16 protein-coding genes are annotated in these 18,391 nt (G+C 40.3%); 7 read left to right on the top strand and 9 right to left on the bottom strand.

Annotated elements, in window-relative coordinates; genetic code table 11:
- Nucleotides 1-9: 9 nt before the first annotated feature.
- Nucleotides 10-417: an NUDIX hydrolase gene (locus F959_RS03710; RefSeq protein WP_004877671.1), complete on the top strand. Its 408-nt coding sequence runs from the start codon at nucleotides 10-12 to the stop codon at nucleotides 415-417.
- Here F959_RS03710 and F959_RS03705 read toward each other — a convergent pair.
- On the bottom strand, nucleotides 401-1,051 hold the full coding sequence (locus F959_RS03705; RefSeq protein ID WP_004877668.1) for a ComF family protein: 651 nt from the start codon (nucleotides 1,049-1,051) through the stop codon (nucleotides 401-403). The two genes, F959_RS03710 and F959_RS03705, sit on opposite strands and share 17 nt — an antisense overlap.
- The gene (recG, locus tag F959_RS03700; RefSeq protein ID WP_004877666.1) at nucleotides 1,038-3,083 is read right to left on the bottom strand and encodes an ATP-dependent DNA helicase RecG; all 2,046 of its coding nucleotides are present in this window, start codon (nucleotides 3,081-3,083) and stop codon (nucleotides 1,038-1,040) included. Before recG ends, F959_RS03705 begins: the two co-directional genes overlap by 14 nt.
- An 18-nt stretch (nucleotides 3,084-3,101) precedes the next feature.
- Between recG and F959_RS03695 the strand changes: the two genes are divergently transcribed.
- Together F959_RS03695 and F959_RS03690 are read left to right on the top strand one after the other, a co-directional pair.
- Nucleotides 3,102-3,920, top strand: coding sequence for an NAD-dependent epimerase/dehydratase family protein (locus F959_RS03695; RefSeq protein ID WP_004877664.1), 819 nt, complete (start codon nucleotides 3,102-3,104; stop codon nucleotides 3,918-3,920).
- A 126-nt stretch (nucleotides 3,921-4,046) separates the two neighbouring features.
- Nucleotides 4,047-5,027 carry a putative solute-binding protein gene (locus F959_RS03690; RefSeq protein ID WP_004877657.1) on the top strand — a complete coding sequence of 327 codons (981 nt, stop codon included), beginning with the start codon at nucleotides 4,047-4,049 and terminating at the stop codon, nucleotides 5,025-5,027.
- A gap of 34 nt (nucleotides 5,028-5,061) precedes the next feature.
- Here the strand turns inward: F959_RS03690 and plsB are convergent, their stop codons facing one another.
- Entirely contained in the window at nucleotides 5,062-7,608 is a 2,547-nt protein-coding gene (plsB, locus tag F959_RS03685; RefSeq protein WP_004877655.1) for a glycerol-3-phosphate 1-O-acyltransferase PlsB, read from the bottom strand.
- Between the two features lie 277 nt (nucleotides 7,609-7,885).
- On the opposite strand from plsB, the gene F959_RS03680 reads away from it, so the two are divergent.
- The 3 genes from F959_RS03680 to F959_RS03670 all read left to right on the top strand — a co-directional run bounded on the left by F959_RS03680 (nucleotide 7,886) and on the right by F959_RS03670 (nucleotide 10,767).
- Nucleotides 7,886-8,758: an acyl-CoA thioesterase gene (locus F959_RS03680; RefSeq protein ID WP_004877654.1), complete on the top strand. Its 873-nt coding sequence runs from the start codon at nucleotides 7,886-7,888 to the stop codon at nucleotides 8,756-8,758.
- Nucleotides 8,759-8,796: 38 nt separating this feature from the next.
- Nucleotides 8,797-9,408: a helix-hairpin-helix domain-containing protein gene (locus F959_RS03675; RefSeq protein ID WP_227499179.1), complete on the top strand. Its 612-nt coding sequence runs from the start codon at nucleotides 8,797-8,799 to the stop codon at nucleotides 9,406-9,408.
- Nucleotides 9,409-9,525: 117 nt separating this feature from the next.
- A complete protein-coding gene (locus tag F959_RS03670) occupies nucleotides 9,526-10,767 on the top strand; it encodes a dicarboxylate/amino acid:cation symporter (RefSeq protein ID WP_004877650.1) in 1,242 nt (413 codons plus the stop codon).
- Nucleotides 10,768-10,834: 67 nt separating this feature from the next.
- On the opposite strand, the gene F959_RS03665 is transcribed toward F959_RS03670, so the two are convergent.
- From F959_RS03665 to F959_RS03640, 6 genes are all read right to left on the bottom strand, one after another.
- The gene (locus tag F959_RS03665; RefSeq protein ID WP_004877648.1) at nucleotides 10,835-11,779 is read right to left on the bottom strand and encodes a metal-dependent hydrolase; all 945 of its coding nucleotides are present in this window, start codon (nucleotides 11,777-11,779) and stop codon (nucleotides 10,835-10,837) included.
- 129 nt (nucleotides 11,780-11,908) lie between these two features.
- Nucleotides 11,909-12,685 (bottom strand): ribosome biogenesis GTP-binding protein YihA/YsxC, encoded by a 777-nt coding sequence (gene yihA, locus F959_RS03660; protein WP_004877646.1) that lies wholly within the window; start codon nucleotides 12,683-12,685, stop codon nucleotides 11,909-11,911.
- A 71-nt stretch (nucleotides 12,686-12,756) separates the two neighbouring features.
- Nucleotides 12,757-13,209, bottom strand: coding sequence for an RrF2 family transcriptional regulator (locus tag F959_RS03655; RefSeq protein WP_004877642.1), 453 nt, complete (start codon nucleotides 13,207-13,209; stop codon nucleotides 12,757-12,759).
- An 80-nt stretch (nucleotides 13,210-13,289) separates the two neighbouring features.
- A complete protein-coding gene (gene hmpA / locus F959_RS03650; RefSeq protein ID WP_004877640.1) occupies nucleotides 13,290-14,501 on the bottom strand; it encodes an NO-inducible flavohemoprotein in 1,212 nt (403 codons plus the stop codon).
- A gap of 141 nt (nucleotides 14,502-14,642) precedes the next feature.
- Nucleotides 14,643-16,193, bottom strand: coding sequence for a helicase HerA-like domain-containing protein (locus F959_RS03645; protein WP_004877639.1), 1,551 nt, complete (start codon nucleotides 16,191-16,193; stop codon nucleotides 14,643-14,645).
- Nucleotides 16,194-16,212: 19 nt separating this feature from the next.
- Complete coding sequence (locus tag F959_RS03640) at nucleotides 16,213-17,406, bottom strand: PLP-dependent transferase (protein ID WP_004877636.1); 1,194 nt, start codon at nucleotides 17,404-17,406, stop codon at nucleotides 16,213-16,215.
- Between the two features lie 168 nt (nucleotides 17,407-17,574).
- Here F959_RS03640 and F959_RS03635 point away from each other — a divergent pair, with 168 nt between their 5' ends.
- Entirely contained in the window at nucleotides 17,575-18,303 is a 729-nt protein-coding gene (locus F959_RS03635) for a type 1 glutamine amidotransferase (protein ID WP_004877635.1), read from the top strand.
- Nucleotides 18,304-18,391: the final 88 nt, after the last annotated feature.

Here is an 18,391-nt window from a genome sequence, read left to right as displayed (position 1 = left end):
GAGAGAAAAGTGAAAACAATTACTGTGGCTGCGGCTGTTATTTTGAACGAAAAAAATCAATTATTATTGGTGCGTAAAAAAAATACACAAGCTTTTATGCAAGTTGGTGGAAAATTAGAGCTGAATGAAGCACCTGAACTTGCGATTCAGCGTGAAATACTGGAAGAGATAGGTTGTCATTCGGAAATCAAAAAGTTTATTGGGCAGTTCCATACACAGGCGGCCAATGAACCTGATCATCTTTTAGTGAGTTATGTTTATTTAGTTGAGCTAAAACAATCTCCCCAGATTGCAGCTGAGATTGCTGAAATGAAGTGGATTCAATTAGATGATCAAATCACTGTATTAGCTCCTTTGACGAAAGAGGTGGTGATTCCATGGTGTCGTAAAAATCAACCACTTATGCAGATGGCTTAACACCGCCAGCAGCGAGACAAATGGCATGAATTTTTTGGCAGCCCAATTGTTTCAGTATTTCTGAAAGTGCATGGATTGAGCTGCCCGTCGTCACCACGTCATCCACGATCATGACATTCCGATAACGGATTTTATTTGGTGGGCATGCAATAAATTGTTGTTCAATATGATCAAGCCGCTCTAAGCGAGTTAGACCTTTCTGTGAATGCTGTGCTAAGCGTTGTATAGGTTGCCAGATTGGAACATTCAGGTGCAGGCTCAGTGTTTTTGCGAGCAGAAATGACTGATTATAGCCTCGTTCAATCAAGCGATCTGTTGAAATTGGCATAGGTACAATGGCCTGTATTTTAGGCAATTTGAGTTGTAATAAAAGCCCTGCTAATAGCCGTTCATATTCAAGTTTTTGCTCATATTTAAACTGTTGAATAATACGATCAATCGGGTATTGATAATGGCAAGCAACGTAAATATGCTGTTCATGACGTTGAATTTGTTGTTTTAACCAAGGTAATTGTTGCCAACAATTTGAACAAACGCCAAACTGTTGCTTGATGCCCACATCACATAAATCACATGGCGTAAAATAATCAAACAACTGTCGGGTTTGTTTACGTAATAAATTAAACATAGGCATAACGTGGTGCTTCAGGTAACCAGCGTTTCAGCAAGCCTTCTGCATGTTGTGGGTAATCTTTGAGAATGTGTTCAGCCACATAATGTGCTTGACTCAGTAGATGATCATCACGTTCTAAGCGTGCAACACGAAAGCCCATATCACCTGTTTGTTTAGTACCGAGTAATTCACCGGGGCCACGTATTTCTAAATCTTTTTCTGCAATCACAAAACCATCATTACTTTCTCTTAAAATTGAAAGTCGTTCCTGCCCATTTTGTGAGAGTGGTGTTTTATAAAGTAATGCGCAGAAACTAGCCGTTGCGCCACGTCCCACACGACCACGAAGTTGATGTAGTTGAGATAGGCCAAGCCGCTCGGCATTCTCAATCACCATAATTGAAGCATTGGGAACATCAACACCGACCTCTATCACCGTCGTTGCAATCAGGAGTTGTGATTGATTGTCTTTGAAAGCTTGCATAACGGCTTGCTTTTCATCAGCCTTCATTTTTCCATGAACCAATCCAATTTTAAGATCAGGAAAGCGTTCTTTGATTTCCTGATAAGTTGCTTCAGCGGCTTGTGCATCTAAGGTTTCGGATTGTTCGACTAGCGTGCAGACCCAGTAAGCTTGCTTGCCTTCAAGACAATTCTTAGCGATACGTTGCAACACTTCTTCACGGCGATCCAAAGGAATAGTCACGGTTTGAATCGGTGTTCGTCCCGGTGGGAGTTCATCAATGATAGAAGTATCAAGGTCACCATAGGCACTCATTGCAAGCGTACGAGGAATGGGGGTTGCGGTCATGACTAGTTGATGCGGTGTGAATTGATCAACCCCTTTGTTGCGTAAAGCGAGGCGTTGGTCAACACCGAAACGATGCTGCTCATCAATAATAACCAGTCCTAATTTTGAAAATTCCACATTGTCTTGAAATAATGCATGCGTACCAACAACCAGTTGGGCGTGACCCTCTTTGATGTGTTGCTCAGCTTGCGCACGCGCTTTGCCCTTTTGTTTACCTGAAAGCCAAGCCACTTCAATACCCAGCGGTTCAAACCAACGTTTAAAATTCAAGTAATGTTGTTCCGCTAAAATTTCAGTTGGTGCCATTAACGCAACTTGCCAATCTGCTTCAAGCGCATGACATGCGGCAACGGCAGCAACCAAGGTTTTACCTGCACCGACATCACCTTGAACCAAACGTAACATTGGTTGATCTTGTTTTAGATCTTGTAGAATTTCTTTCGAGACGCGCTTTTGAGCATTGGTCATTTGAAAGGGTAATGCTTCTAATAGTTTTTTAGCGAGTATTTTACTGCTACTAAATCGAGGTGCGGCAATCTGACGGATATAAGCACGACGCGTCAATAAGCTAATCTGATGCGCTACGAGTTCTTCAAAAATCAAGCGTTGTTGTGCAGGATGTGAACCTTGATTGAGTTGTAACATATTGGCATCAATCGGTGGTTCATGAATGTAGTGTAGAGCTTGTTTTAACTCATAACCGTTGCTGTACTTACTTGGCAATAATTCAGGGAGATCATCACTATGATGTTGCAACGCTTGGCGAACATATTCGCGTAGCTTAGGTTGAGTGAGTCCTTCTGTACTCGGATAAATTGCTGTGAGCTGAGTTTTTGGAAGAGGTGTGTGTTGTTGAATGACTTGGATTTCAGGATGATAGAGTTCTAAACCGCGGGCCCCGACACGGACTTCACCGAAAATCCGTAAACGTTGTCCCATTTTGATGCGATCAGTTAAGCCTTTATAAATATGATAAAAACGTAAAGTCACTTTGCCAAAATCATCTTGGAGCAATGCGGCAAGAGACTTCTTTTTTCCAGGTGGGAAATCAACAGAACGCACTTCACCTTCAAGTAAATAACTTCGTCCAACAACCAGCTGATTCATTGGAATAATAGTGCTACGATCTTCATAGTCACGGGGAAGATGAAATAGCAAATCATCCGTGCTAAAAATATGAAGCTTTTCTAATAGGGTCGCTGCGGCAGCACCAACGCCTTGTAATTGCTGGACTGAAGTCATCTTTGATCAAGGATATGTATGCATATTTTATTTATTGGTTATGGTAAAACATCTCAGCGTGTCGCTAAACACTTATTTGAGCAAGGCCACCACATTAGCACAATTAGTCGCAGTCCAAAAACAGATTGTTACGCTACTCATTATATTCAAGATGTTCAGCAACTTGATTTAACATCATTTCCGCCGATTGATATGGTTTATGTGATTTTAGCGCCTGCTGAAAGTGGCGTTGCAGCCTATCGACAGACCTATGTAGAGAGTGTTCAGCCGATTGCGGAAGCATTAAAGCAGCATCCTGTTCAGCGTATTGTGATTGTTTCTTCAACTCGTGTTTATGGTGAAAGCGAAGGTCAGCTTATCGATGATGAATCGGTGATTCAACCCGTCGATGAGCAAGGACATTTACTTCGAAAAATGGAGTTGTTGTGGCAGGATTATTATCCTCAACAAAGTATTATTGTTCGTCCTACAGGAATTTATGGGACTTCAATTGCTCGATTAAAACGACTCGCAGAGCAGACACAAACTTATCCAGTGATTCATTTTAGTAATCGTATCCATGTGGATGATTTAGCTAGATTCTTGGCATTTTTAGTCGATATTCAAACCTTTGAATCGAGTTATATTGTGACGAACAACATCCCGATTCCGATGCATGAGATTTTACTTTGGTTTCAACAAAAACTGGGATTACCACTGCTAAAGCTTAGCTCAGACCATCAGACAGGTAAGCAAATTTTTGCAACCCGATTGGCCAAGACTAATTTCAAACTCAATCATCCCATTTGCTTTAATGACTATGCTGAGTTGTTACACGTACATAGTAATGAAAAATAATTAGGCTAGACTGCAAGTATGCTTTGAATTGTTGGTATGGATTTTGAATTTTAAATATCAACAAATTCCGTAAAGGAACTGCCTGAATTATGCACGAGGTTTGCAGTTGGGCGTAAAAGGTTGGATATGAGAAAAATAATCTGTTTAATGTTGTTAGGATTGATATCTGTTGAGGGCTGGGCCGGTGAGCAGACATGGTGTGTGTTCGACCCACTAGGTGCGAAAGGTGATATTAGTCGTCGTTTGCAAGATGTACGTTTGACTGCATTACAAAATCGAGTCGACTTAAAATTTCAATTTTTCAAAAATGAAAAGGATGCAATCCAAGCCTTTGACCAAAAAAAATGTTCGGGATTAGCAGCTTCTAACTTTAATACTTATCGTTATAACCATTTCATCGGTAGCACGGGTGGAATTGGTTTAATTTCAAATAATCGAGTTGCGCGGATGTTTTTGCAACTTTTAAATAATGTGCATGTCGAAAAACGTATGATTGGTCAAGACTATGAGGCAATTGGAATGATTCCAATTGGCACAGCGTATATGATCATGAATACACAGCAGATCAACAAAGTATCTCAATTAAAAAATAAGCGTATCGGTATTCTTGAAGATAATCCGCCACAACAGGCGTTGGTGCAAAGTGTTGCTGCAAAGGCAGCATATGTAGATTTCTCTGATGCGGTTGATTTGTTCAAGCAAAAGAAAATCGACATTTTGGCTGCTCCGGCTTATGGTGTCTTGCCGTATAACATTAAGAAAGAGTTTGGTGAGTCGACGCAGGTGGTTAATTTTCCTGTCGCCTATTTTGCGATTAGCATTGTTATTCGGCCCAAAGATTATCCAGCTGGTTTCGGGCATCAAATTAGAAATTGGTTTGTTAAAAATAACAATGTCTTAGCAGCGCAAGCAATTCAATGGGAAAATCACCTTCCTGCATACTATTGGGCAGATATTTCTAACTTTGAAAAGCAGGGATATGAAGCGATGGTGGCTAAGATTCGCAATCGTTATGTTGATCTTGGCTATTATGATGCGTATTTCGTTGAATTAATCAAACGTTTGAGATGTATTGATGACCCTCAATATTTAGAGTGTCGAAAGTAAAATAAAAGGCAACCGAAGTTGCCTTTTTTATGATTTAAGCTTTCTTACGCTTTAATCGGCGTTTTGCTTGTTGTGAAGCCATAGCCTCTAACGCTTCTGCAAGTTCTTCATCACTAAAAGTCGTGATGTGTTGCAACATTTGTAATGTTGCTTCATCCAGTACAAGTTGTGCCCCAGCTGCCATTTCACTGAAGTTATCATCATATTCAATAAAACCTTGATCGTTGTTACGGATATAGTTTTGTTGAGTTAAGACTTTAATGAAACTTTGGAATAATGCTTTATCGAAGAATTCAGGTGAATTGAATTCATATAACACAGATAGGCGTTGACCGAGTAGGTGGCTAAGCTCTTCGACTTGCTTGGTTGAAATATTGCCTGAACCACGTTGCGTAATCAGTGCTAAGGTCATGTAATAGCGTTCTAAACTTTGTTTAACAGGCATTGCAAGCGTTAAGAGTTTTTGATGCTCTTCACTGTTTGGTGTTGGGCTGAAAAGATTGCCTTCTTGATCTTGGAAAATCAGACCTATCTCAGCCAATGCATTGATATAGCTATCAATATGTTGCTGTAACTCAGAAGGTTGCCATTTCATAAACAATTCAGCTTTCAAGAATGGATACAAGGTACGAATCACATTACTCAAATCTGTTTTATGGATTTTACCATTGTGCTCAACTAATGAAGCAACTAATGAAGGTAAAACAAAGGCATGCAAAATATTGTTACGGAAGTAAGTGAGTAGAACCGCTTGGTTATCCTCAATCGCAATAATGTCACCCAGTACGTGTTGAACACGTTTGATGAGCTTTAACTTCAAGCCATAAGCAATAATTTCTTTACCCGATAATGGCGTTACTTGAGTGCGCTCATCGTAAGGATGTTCTGTCACTAGATCTCGATAAATATCGAGTTGTTTCGCACAGATTTCTTCATCCAAAGTGTGTTTTGGTGTTGCTAATAAAATTAAAGCCAATAGCGAAACAGGATTGATCACCACTGCACGGTTAATATTTTCTAAAATGACATTTGCAGAACTTGAAACCACATTCGAGAGTTCAGTTGAGCTTGCCGTTTCGAGTTGGATATTATCGGCATTGTTTTGCTTCAAAATATCATCAAGGAATACTGGCTCACCAAAATTCACATGTACTTTACCGAAGATACGTTCAATTTTTCGTAAGGTTTTTACGATACCAAAAATTGATTCAGCTTCTTTTGGTTTGCCTTGCATTTCACCAACATAGGTTGAGCCTTCCATTAAACGCTCATAACCAATATAAGTTGGAACAAAAACAATTGGTTTTGCAGGGCCACGTAAATGACCTTGGATGGTCATTGCTAACATACCCGTTTTTGGCGGAAGTAAGCGACCAGTACGTGAACGACCGCCTTCAATAAAGTACTCGATTGGTGTATTGCGTGACAAAATGCTATACAAATATTCTTTAAATACAGAAGTATAAAGTGCATTGCCACGGAATGAACGACGAATAAAGAATGCGCCGCCGCCACGGAGTAGTTGACCTACAAAAGGTAAATTCAAGTTATCGCCGGCAGCAATATAAGGGATCATCAAACCACGTTTATAAATGACATACGACAATAATAAATAGTCGATATGGCTTCGATGACAAGGTGTATAAACGATCTCGTAGTCTTTTGCTAATTCACGGACTGTACTGAAGTTATGTACTTCAACGCCGTCATAGAGCTGCGTCCATAAACGAGTTAATGCCATATCCGCAAAACGTACCGCGGAAGCAGAATAATCAGAAACGATTTCATTGACATAACCAATAGCACGACGTTCGGCTTCAAGCATACTGATTTTGTGCTGAATGCTTTCACGACGAATGGCATCTTGTACCTCAGGTGATTTGATCACTGACTGCATGACATTACGACGGTCAGACAAGTCAGGGCCAAGTACCACTTCACGTTGCTGATCCAAATACGTATCTAACGAGCTGGCAATATATGTTGCTGGAGAGATATTTGGATGGTTAGTCTTGGCATAATCTACCAATTCACGTAGAGATTGCGGCTCGTGAAACTCTAAATAAGATTGACGACCATGCAGACCAATGTTGACGAGTTGTTTAACTGTACCTGGTGTTGCCCAAGTATCTGAGAATAATAATTTGAACCAAGAATCTTCTTTATCTGGTGAACGTCCCCAAAGCACAGTCACAGGAACTAATTCCACTTCCACTTCTGGATTTTGCTCTAGCGCTTCGATGAGTTGTAAAAGGCGTGGGGGGTAGGTTTGGGTATTGAAGAAATTGTTTTCGTTATGGTGTAAAAAGAGAACTGAATTTTTTTCTTGATAAGTCCCAAAAGCCAAAGGGTCTAGGGCTGGTTTTAAATGTAGACGTCTCGTTTCTCCATCAACCACAAGCGCATTACTACGAGAGTAATTTTGTAAAACATAGCACACCAGTTTATTTGAATCAGTTGTGCTTTGCTCTGCTGTGGTGGATTCTGTAGGAACTTCACCAAGAACATGTGGGGTAACCACAAGGTCAAGTAACTTACTCGAAAGTTGGCGATACATTTGACCAAATCCAGTCTTGGACATTACAAACTCCTAAATAATAATCCTGACATCGAGTCATGATGAACACGACATTCTGCGATATTCTTACATAAAACGGTATGTTATTTTCTGACAAAATATAGCGTATTTGGTAGATTTTATCGTTAAAAATCGTATTTTTAGCAGGTATAACTAAATACGAATGTGACGGACGAATCATTTTATCCTGAGCATCTTTATTGGAATTTATGGCACAATCAAAATATTAACCCCACAAGGATGGGTTAATTTCTCCTGATTGATGTTGGAAGGTTGTTATATGAATGCTTTGACTCAAGAACTCGTTGAACTGTTGACCCTAGAAAGGATTGAAGATCATATTTTTAGAGGCAATAGCCGTAATTTAGTCGGGAAACGAGTGTTTGGTGGGCAAGTGCTTGGTCAAGCATTACGCGCTGCATCATATACAACTGACCGTCCAGCACATTCCTTACATGCATATTTTTTGTATGGAGGGGATGTAAATGCCCCGATTATTTATGAGGTTGAACCACTTCGAGATGGTAAAAGTTTTGCAAGCCGTCAAGTCAAAGCCATTCAACATGGGCGTGTAATCTTTTCTGCGATGGTATCTTTTGCCTATCCTGAAGAGGGTTTGAATTATCAACATAAAGAACCAGAATACCCAGCACCTGAGACATTAAAGTCAGAAAATGAACTCAAAGAAAGTCTAATTAATTTTGTGCCTGAAAATGTGCGCGCGAGTTTTATGCGTGAACGTCATGTCGAAATTCGACCAACGCAATTGATTAATCCATTTCAGCCACAACCAGAAGCGCCGTTTTACGCGCACTATATTCGGACTCATGGCACGATTCCATCAGAGCTAGATGAAATTTCATTGCATCAAGCAATTGTTGCCTTCTATTCAGACTTTACGTTGATGACCACAGCATTACGCCCGCATGGTTTGTCGTGGATTTCACCAAACTTACAATGTGCAAGTATCGATCATACGATTTACTTCCACAGACCATTACGTGCAGATGATTGGATGCTATACGATATGGAAGCAACGGTGAGTGCGAGTTCTCGTGGTTTGAACTTTGGTAAGATGTGGCAGAATGGTCAGCTTGTTTGTAGTACTGTACAAGAAGGCTTGATTCGGCTCAGAGAAATTGAAACGCAGTAATATTAAAAGAAAAAAATAACTAATTTGGAGTGTATGTGGTGTTTCAATCTCATATTTCTACATTGACAAAGCAACACTCCTTTAAATCTTTGGTTGCAGCCAGTTTGTGTTTAATTGTTTTTGGGTGTTCACGTAATGAATCACTGTCTGCCGAGTATCAAGAAGCTTGTCATGGTGAGCCTTTGACAACAGTGGCTCAACGTAATCAAGCTTTAGAAGATGGTTTTGTTATAAACCAGCAATTCAAATGTATTGATAAAGCTTCATACTTGGCTATGCAAGAAGCTGAGGCACGTGATGCTCAGATTGCAAGACAAAGAGAGCAGAGAGGTTATGAATCAGAAGCCGATCCTACTCCGAAGTATGAGTTGCGTTATGTCGAAATTAACTCGGCGTCAGTTGCGGAGTTAACGCATGTTTGTAATATTAAAAATGGGACAGCTGAAGACATTGTAAAAGAGCGCGAACGTAATGGTCAGTTCGGAGATTGGGTTGATGTTGTTCACCGTGTATTTGCGATGAGTGCAGCGCAAAATGTGGTATATGCTTCGGTATGTGGTTTAACTGTTAATGGTCAGAGTTTTGATGGAGCGCCCGCAGATCAGGCGGTAGCTCAACAGATTTATCAGCGTTATTCTCATTATAAGTAAAAAATTCATAAAGCCTTTTTCTATATTTTACCCGTGATTACTGTGACAAAAAATTGCTCGAATCTTCAATAAGCACATGCCATAGTATTGATAGTTCATCAATTCCTTATTTTTAGAATGAATTTAAATACACAAATTTTAATTGCCGCAATCTTTGGTGTGCTATTTGGACTTTTGCTCACGGCACAGCCAGATACCGTCTTTGCTGCAAATAGTTTATATGGACTTGGAATTTTAAGTAGCATTTTTATTGGCTTGTTAAAAATGTTATTGATCCCACTGATTTTTAGTTCGATTGTCGTGGGTGTTTCCAATTTACAAGCAGGTGGACAGTTTGGTCGTGTTTGGAAAGTGACCGCACTGAGTTGCTTAACGACAACGACACTAGCTCTCATTCTTGGAATTAGCTGTGCGCATATTTTTGAGGTCGGAAAGGGAATTGATATTATGGTATTTCAGGCTGCGATGCAGAGCCATGAAACACCAGCTACGCTGACACCATCCAGCTTTTTAACGAACTTTATTCAAAATACTTTAATTAATCCTTTCAAGGCATTCAGTGATGGCAATGTGCTGGCTGTTGTGGTATTCGCGCTATTCCTTGGCGTTGCTTTGGTAAGAGGAGGTGAGCGGTTCAATTCAGTTCGGCAAATCAGTCAGCAGTTTTTTGAAATAATGATGATGTTGGTGGGCTGGGTAATGAAGCTTGCACCGATTGGAATTTTTGCCTTACTTGCGAAATTAATTGCAACCGAAGACCTCTCTGTTTTGAGTCGACTGTTCGAGTTTGCAGTTGTGGTGACAGGTACTACTATCTTTCATGGTCTCGTGGTACTACCGGTGTTGCTCTGGGTATTTGGAAAGATGAATCCAATAACCTTTTTCAGAGGGGCTAGAGCTGCATTGGTGACTGCATTTGCGACCAGTTCAAGTTCGGCAACGATGCCGCTTAGTTTGAAGTGTGCACAGGAGAATTTAGGCGTTCGTCCACAAACAGCGGGTTTTGTAATTCCTTTGGGTACGCAGTTAAATATGGATGGAACAGCCCTTTATGAGGCTGCCGCTGCATTGTTTATTGCAAATCTGATGGGGCTAGATTTAAGTTTAACGCAGCAAATTATTGTATGTTTGACTGCGATTATCGCATCTTTGGGTGCGCCAGGAATTCCAAGTGCAGGGATGGTGACGATGATTATGGTGCTGCAATCTGTCGGATTACCAGCAGAGGCAATCGCAATCTTACTTCCAATTGACCGTTTGTTGGATACGGTGCGAACCGTTGTGAATGTACAGGGCGATATGATGATTAGTGTGGTTGTTGATCGCTATGCGAAGCAAGTAGAAACAGAACCAAGCTGATTTTCCCGCTATACATCAGGCGTAAAAAAAAGCAGGAGATAACTCCTGCTTTTTTTATTAACTTGAATTACGCAGCTTGTTGTAAAGCGCGTTTTGCAGCTGGTGAGTTATTGAGGTAATTCACAGCATCTTGAGTATTCCCTTCTTTTACAGGGTCATACCAAGGCATTAAGTAATCAATTTGCTGAGCAACCAACCAAATTGGATTTGGAAGAATTTGGTTATCCTTGCTGCCGATCTTATACCATTCTAGCCAAACCCAAGGTTTGAAGAGACTTGGTTTCTTATCAGCAAAGCGTGGATCTTGGCTCATGATATGCGCTGCACCATCAACCCAAAGTCCTAGAACGCCAACAATTACGGCAACGCTAAGGTAGTAACGTGCAATATAGCCACCGCCTAAATGACGGTAGAGATCAAATGCAACTGTACGATGTTCGATTTCTTCTGAACCATGCCATTTGATCAAATCGATCATCTCAGGATCAGCACCGAGCTCTTCCCAGCGTTTGTTATAGAGGGCATATTTACCAAGAACACAGGTCATATGTTCAACGGTAGCGATCACACCTAAGCGGAATAAATCCCATTGATGGTCAAGTATCTTAGGTACTTCTTTGCCGAAAGGTTTGTCAGCCAAAGCGTTGGTAAATAAGAAATCCATGATGTCTAAATTACGTTGAATATCAATATTGCGCTGGCTTAGATATTCTTTATTTGCAGATGTATGCGCAACAGCGTGCATTGCTTCCTGACGAATAAAAGCTTGAACATCTTCTTTTAATTTCTCATCAGTAATTTCTGGCAGTACTTTGTTGTATAGACGGCAAAACCAAAATTCACCAGCAGGCAAAATATTGTTAATTTCATTAATAAAATAGCTGGCAAAAGGCTGATTGGGAATCCAATCTACAGGTGTTTTTTCCCAATCAAATTTTACTTTTCGAGGGAGGATTTTATAGTCAATCGAAGAACCAAGAACTTTGTTCTTCACAAATGATAGTAATTTCATCGTTTAGTCCTAATCGATAGTGCAATGAACCAACACTAAGCAGTATATGCAAACGACCTAGTGTTTGTGTTTAGCAATTCGGGACAATTAAAATTTATTTAATGCATCAAGTTGCATGAAATGCATTTTTTATTCTTCAATGTCTGTTTCAGACACTTCTGGGATTTCATTTAAGTCAAACTCAGACGGTTGTTCGAGCGTATAATTCAAACGACCAGCCATCACGCTTGAGAGTTCCTCTAAACCGATACGGTTGAGTGATGAGAACAATTGAATTGAGAAATCAAGTTTCATTTTCTTCAACTGTTGTTTGACTTCCAGCAAAGTCTTATTTGCAGGACCACGGTTGAGTTTGTCCGCTTTTGTTAGAAGAATATGTACAAATAAATGACGTGAATGAGCCCATTCCAACATCATTAAATCAAAGTGTTGTAATGGATGGCGAATATCCATCAACAGTACGAGACCTTGTAAACTCTTACGATGGATCAAGTAGTTTTCAAGTTCTTTTTGCCATACGATTTTCATTGCTTCAGGAACAGCAGCATAGCCATAACCAGGTAGGTCGACTAAGCGTTGGTCAGGATTTCCTAAGCTAAAAAAGTTGATCATTTGAGTACGACCAGGTTTTTTAGAAGCGCGTGCAAGTTGCTTTTGATTGGTTAGTGCATTGATTGCACTTGATTTACCAGCATTCGAACGTCCTGCAAATGCAATTTCATAGCCTGTATCTTCTACGCATAAAGCGAGCTTAGGCGCACTCATTAAAAACTCAGCTTGGCGTAACCAATTTAAAGACTGTACCGCATACTCCGTTAATGCAGGATCAGTTTTCTTTTCATAACTGATTTTTTGTTTAGGTGCGAGTTTGGCTTTGGTGTCTTTAGATTGTTGACGCTGACGCATAGAAGCTTACTTTTGAATTGAAATAGCAAAGCTATTATAAAGGATGTCAGGGAATCGTGCGAATGTGATGGTTAAGCTTTTTGAGTGAGTTGTAAAAAATCAATATGAGAGCTTTGAGAGGACGGTAGAATACCGTGTTGCAAAACTTCGCCTAAAGTATAGCGGTCAAGACTTTGATAAAAGCTTTCTAGAGCTTGATCTAAGATACCTTTCAGGCCACATTGAGAGCGTAATACACAAGGTGGAGTATTGCATTCTACGATTTGGTGATTACCTTGCAAAATACGAACAATTTCACCAAGTTTGATATTGCGTGCATCTGGATTTAGGCGAATTCCACCGCCTTTGCCGCGGATGGTGACAATCCAATGTTGTTTCCCCATAAAGTGAACCACTTTCACCAAATGGTTTTGTGAGACATGGAGGTCTTTGGCTATATCGGCGATTGTATAAGGCACATCGTTTGGACGAGCGACATACAATAAAATCCTTAATGCATAATCAGTAAATTTATTGAGTTGCATAACTTCGCCCAATCTATTGTTATAGATAGAAAAGGCTAGTCTATCTCACCGACTAGCCTTATGTAAAACACTGATCGAGATCAGCTTAGTTTTACGCCGCCTGTTCCAAATGCTTCGCTATGAATGTTCTCAGCTGGAATGCCACGAGCTATCAGTGCCTTGTGCTGTTCTGCCATAAATGGCATAGGACCACATAAATAGTAATCGGCATTTGCTGGCAAGATCGCCGTGTCGATTGAGCTCAAATCTAAACGTCCTGCGAGATCATAATCCTCACCTAGTACATCATTTTGATGTGGGAATTCATAGGCTGTGAATGTGCTCAAGCGAGGATATTGTGATTTAAGCGCATGAATATGCTTTTTCATGGCATGAACATGGCTACTGCGACATGCATGGATAAAGCTAACTGGTTGCGGCATATCCAGTGTTACGAGTTGATTTAGCATCGCGATCATTGGAGTTAAGCCAACACCACCGCTAATAAATACATTGCGTTTACTGCTATCAATCAGATAGAAATTACCTGTAGGTGCGGATACTTCAATTTCAGCACCTTCTGCCAAACTATGTAAAGTGCTAGATACCCAACCACTTGCGAGATCACCTTTTTCATCTTCTCGTTTGACTGAGATACGAAGGTAATCGCTTTGCGGGCAAGTTGATAAAGTATATTGACGAGGTTGTTTTAAGTTGAGTTCAGGAACAAATACACGAACTGAAATGTATTGGCCTGCTTCATATTTTGGTAAATCGCCACCGTCGACAGGTTCGAGATAGAACGAAGTGATTTCTTCACTTTCGATAACTTTTTTCGCAATTTTAAAATTACGCCAACCTAACCAACTACCTTTGGTTTGTTGGTGTTGATCATAAATTGCTTTTTCTGTGCTAATGAAAAGATCAGCTAATTGACCATAAGCCGCAGCCCAAGCATCAATGAGTGGATCATCCATAGAAATGCTGAGAACTTCACTAATTGAATGCAGAAGATTTTCACCCACAATATTGTAGTCAGGTGCTTGAATATTCAGGCTGACATGTTTGTGTGCGATTAACTCGACGACAGGGAGTAGCACAGAGGGGTCTTCAATATTTTCTGCATAAGCTAAAACAGCACCTGCGAGTGCTTGAGCCTGAGCACCGCTACGTTGATGTCCCATATTAAAGGTTTCTTTTAATTCAGGATTATTGCCCAGCATACGGTTATAGAAGTACCCCGTTAGCGCGACACCATTTTCACGGAGAACAGGAACAGTAGCTTTTACTAGGTCGATTTGCTGCGGAGTCATGAGTGATCTCTCTTGGCTAAGATTTATAAGATGCATTTAAAATACATCTTATAAAATGTATTTGCAATACATCTTAGAATAAATTCCATAAAAAAAATAAGGGATAATAAATTATCCCTTGATTAATCATTGGAAAAGCTTTTATTTCTTGCCAAATAGTGAACCGAGCAAGCCACGCACAATTTTTTGACCTGTGCTGCCGCCTAAGCTTCTTGCCGCACTTTTGGCGAATGTTCCAACAATATCTTGTGTTAATTTTTCGCGATCACGTTGTGCTTTCTCCGCCGCTTTTTGCTGCTCTTTAGCAAAACGTTCTTGTTCTTTTGCTTGTTGTTTGGCTAAAATTTCTTGTTCTTTACTTTGCTGTTTAGCGAGAGCATCAGCTTCTTTTTGTTGAGCTTGTTGAAGTACTTTCTGTTGTAGTAATTCATAAGCGCTATCACGATCTACCGCTTGATCATAGACACCCGCCACAATGCTTTGCGCAATAATCACTTGTCGCTCTTCAGGTGTAATTGGGTTAAATGCGGAGTAGGGGGGCATAACCCAGCCGCGTTCTACAATTTGTGGCGTACCTTGTTCATCTAAGCAGCTAATCAGTGCTTCACCGACAGCAAGTTCAGTGATCGCTTGATCAACCTTAAAATCTGGGTTAGCGCGAAAGGTATCTGCAGCGGTCTTTACTGCTTTTTGGTCTTTTGGTGTGAATGCTCTTAACGCATGCTGTACACGGTTACCAAGTTGTCCTAAGACGCTTTCAGGTAAGTCGAGTGGATTTTGGGTGATGAAGTAAATCCCAACCCCTTTAGAACGAATCAGGCGAACCACTTGCTCAATTTTTTCTTGTAAATTTTGGCTGGCATTGTCAAAGAGTAAATGCGCCTCATCGAAGAAAAATACCAGTTTAGGTTTATCCATATCACCGACTTCGGGTAGCTGTTCAAAAAGTTCAGAGAGCATCCAAAGTAGGAATGTGGCATAAAGCTTGGGGGTGTTCATGAGTTTGTCAGCAGCTAAAATATTAATATAGCCATGACCATTCGAATCGGTTTGAATGAAATCTAAAATATTGAGGCTCGGCTCACCAAAGAATTGTTCGCCCCCTTGATCGCCAAGCGCCAGTAAGTTGCGTTGGATTGCACCAAGACTTGCAGGTGAGAGGTTGCCATATTCTGCTTTAAGATCAGCCGCATTTTCACTGACATAGGTCAGCATAGCTTTTAAATCTTTAAAGTCGATGAGCAATAGGCCTTGATCATCTGCAATTCTGAAGACTGCTGATAGCACACCTTCTTGCGTGTCATTTAGATTCAGCATCCGAGCTAATAATAGTGGACCAATTTCTGAAATCGTTGTGCGAATGGGGTGTCCTTGTTGGCCAAATAAATCCCAAAAAATCACAGGTGAAGCTGCAAATGGAACTGACTCTATGCCTAAAAGTTTCAAGCGCTCATCAAATTTAGGGCTGCTTGTTCCTGCTTTTGCAAGACTGGAAACATCACCTTTGGCATCGGCTAAAAATACAGGCACACCAAGACGCGAAAAGCTTTCAGCAAGAACTTTGAGTGTGACGGTTTTACCCGTACCCGTCGCGCCTGCAATCAAGCCATGTCGGTTTGCAAATTGTGAATGTAAAACGATATCTTGTGTTGTATCTGTAGTTTTCTTAGCAATAACAATTGGTGTATTCATTCTTCACCTATTTTTGATTTCATTCGAGCTGTTTTAATGCGTTTTGAATATCTTGAATTAAATCTTCTGGATGTTCTAGTCCTATACAGAAGCGAACCAATAAACCTTGTTGTAAATGTGTATTGCTAAGCGAACGCATCTGTTTTAAATCGTAGAGCATCGCCAAGCTCACAGGCCCACCCCAGCTAAAACCCAGTTTAAATAATTGGAGGCTGTCGCAAAATTTACGGACAGCTGTTAAATCATAATCTGGCTTAAAAATAACACTTACTAAACCTGCACTTTTACCTGTAGTACAAACTTCGGCCCAAAATTGATGACCCGCAGCATTGTTTAAGCTTGGGTGTAATATCTGGCTAAATTGCGGTTGCTGTTTTAACCAATCTAAGACTTTGATTGCATTAAGCGATTGATGGTCATAACGTAGCGACATATGTGCCAAACTACGTTGGATTTGGGCGCTATCATCTCCTGAAACGCAGATGCCTTGCGTCGCATGCATTTTGAAAAGCTTGTGATGTAATTGTTGATCTCTGGTCACTACTGAACCCATTAAAATATCGCCGCCACCGCTTGGGTATTTGGTGAGTGCATGCACAGTTAAATCTACTGATAAATGTTCATCTGAAAAATCAAATGCATTAAATGCTAGACCAGCTCCCCAAGTATTGTCTAAGGCAGTGATGACATTAGCTTGTTGTGCTTTTTTGACTAAATTTTTTAGATCAGGAAATTCGAGTGTCACTGAACCCGCTGCCTCTAGCCAAATAAGTTTGCTTTTTTCAGTAGGCTGAAAGCTATCGGCATCAATAGGATTATAAATTTTGACGGAAATACCGTAACGATCTTGTAGGTTGTTTAAATGCTCAAGGTTAGGCCCATAAATGTTGTCGGCTACCCAGACTTCATCACCTGAACTTAATAAAGTGCTATTGACCAAATTAATTGCAGATAGACCACTAGGCGCAAGTAAGCTGAAAATGCCGCCTTCGATTTGAGCGATGTTGTCGCCTAAAGTAAATGTTGTCGGTGTCCCATGTGTGCCGTAACTATAATCATAGCGATCGGTCCAGTGACGATCAAAAAGGTGCGATGTGCTTTTAAAAATAATGGTCGACGCACGATATAGGGGAGGTTGAATCGTTTCTATATATTGAGGAGCTGTTCGTGGTGCATGAATTAAATCAGTTTGTGCATTCTTATGTTTAGTCATGGTGCAAAATCAAAGCAATATAATAATTTAGGTTAAGAGAAAATAACAAAAGCTGCCAGTGGTTTGCATCTTTTGTACAGAATCGTTACAGATAAAGCGCTTGGAGAAAAACTGGCTTTATTTTTGCTAAGACTTACTTATCATTCTAACGATAATAGGTTTGAGCGCATGAAGTCGCATTTAAGAGTGCATTATTTTCAGCACATTGCAGGCGAAGGTTATGGGAGTTGTTATGACTTCTTAAAGGCACATAAGGCAAAGATTACGGCAACCGAATTTTTTGCCTTACCTGTAGATTTGCCATTAGAGCTAGAAGCATTACCTCGAGTGGATGAAGTTGATTTACTCATTATCATGGGAGGAACCATGAGTGTGAATGATGAAGCGAATTATCCATGGTTAAAACTAGAAAAAAGATGGTTACGTCGTTATTTAGCGGCAGGTAAGCCTGCAATCGGTTTGTGCCTTGGTGGACAACTTATAGCAAATGCATTAGGCGCTGCGGTGAGCCGTAATCGTCATCAGGAATTAGGTTGGATGGATGTTGGTAGAGCTTCACATATTCCAGAAGAATGCTTTCAGATCCCTGAAAAGATTAATATCATGCAATGGCATAGTGAAACTTTTGAAATTCCAAAAGGCGGTGTGCGTTTGGCTGAAAATAAAGTATGCCGTAATCAACTCTATCAAATTGGTCGAAATGTATTGGGGTTTCAATTTCATCCTGAAATGACACCGCATGCTTTACAGCTATTAATTGAAAATGAAGAGGACTTGGCAATTTTTGATGGAGAGTATGTTCAGTCAATGAGTGATTTAAAACGATCAAATCAAACTAAATTTGAGCAGGGGAATACGTTGTTAAACCAAGCGATTGAATATGTAGTAAGTGCTTAACAAAACTTTAAAGTTAAAAAATTAAAAGAAGAATTGCATAAGACTTAAACAATAGTTATAATAAGCGACCCTCAAATGGAGGGCGTTT

Source organism: Acinetobacter venetianus RAG-1 = CIP 110063 (genome assembly GCF_000368585.1).
Lineage (GTDB): Bacteria > Pseudomonadota > Gammaproteobacteria > Pseudomonadales > Moraxellaceae > Acinetobacter > Acinetobacter venetianus.
The sequence above is the reverse complement of the archived record's forward strand: the minus strand, read 5'-3'. Positions and strand labels throughout refer to the sequence as shown.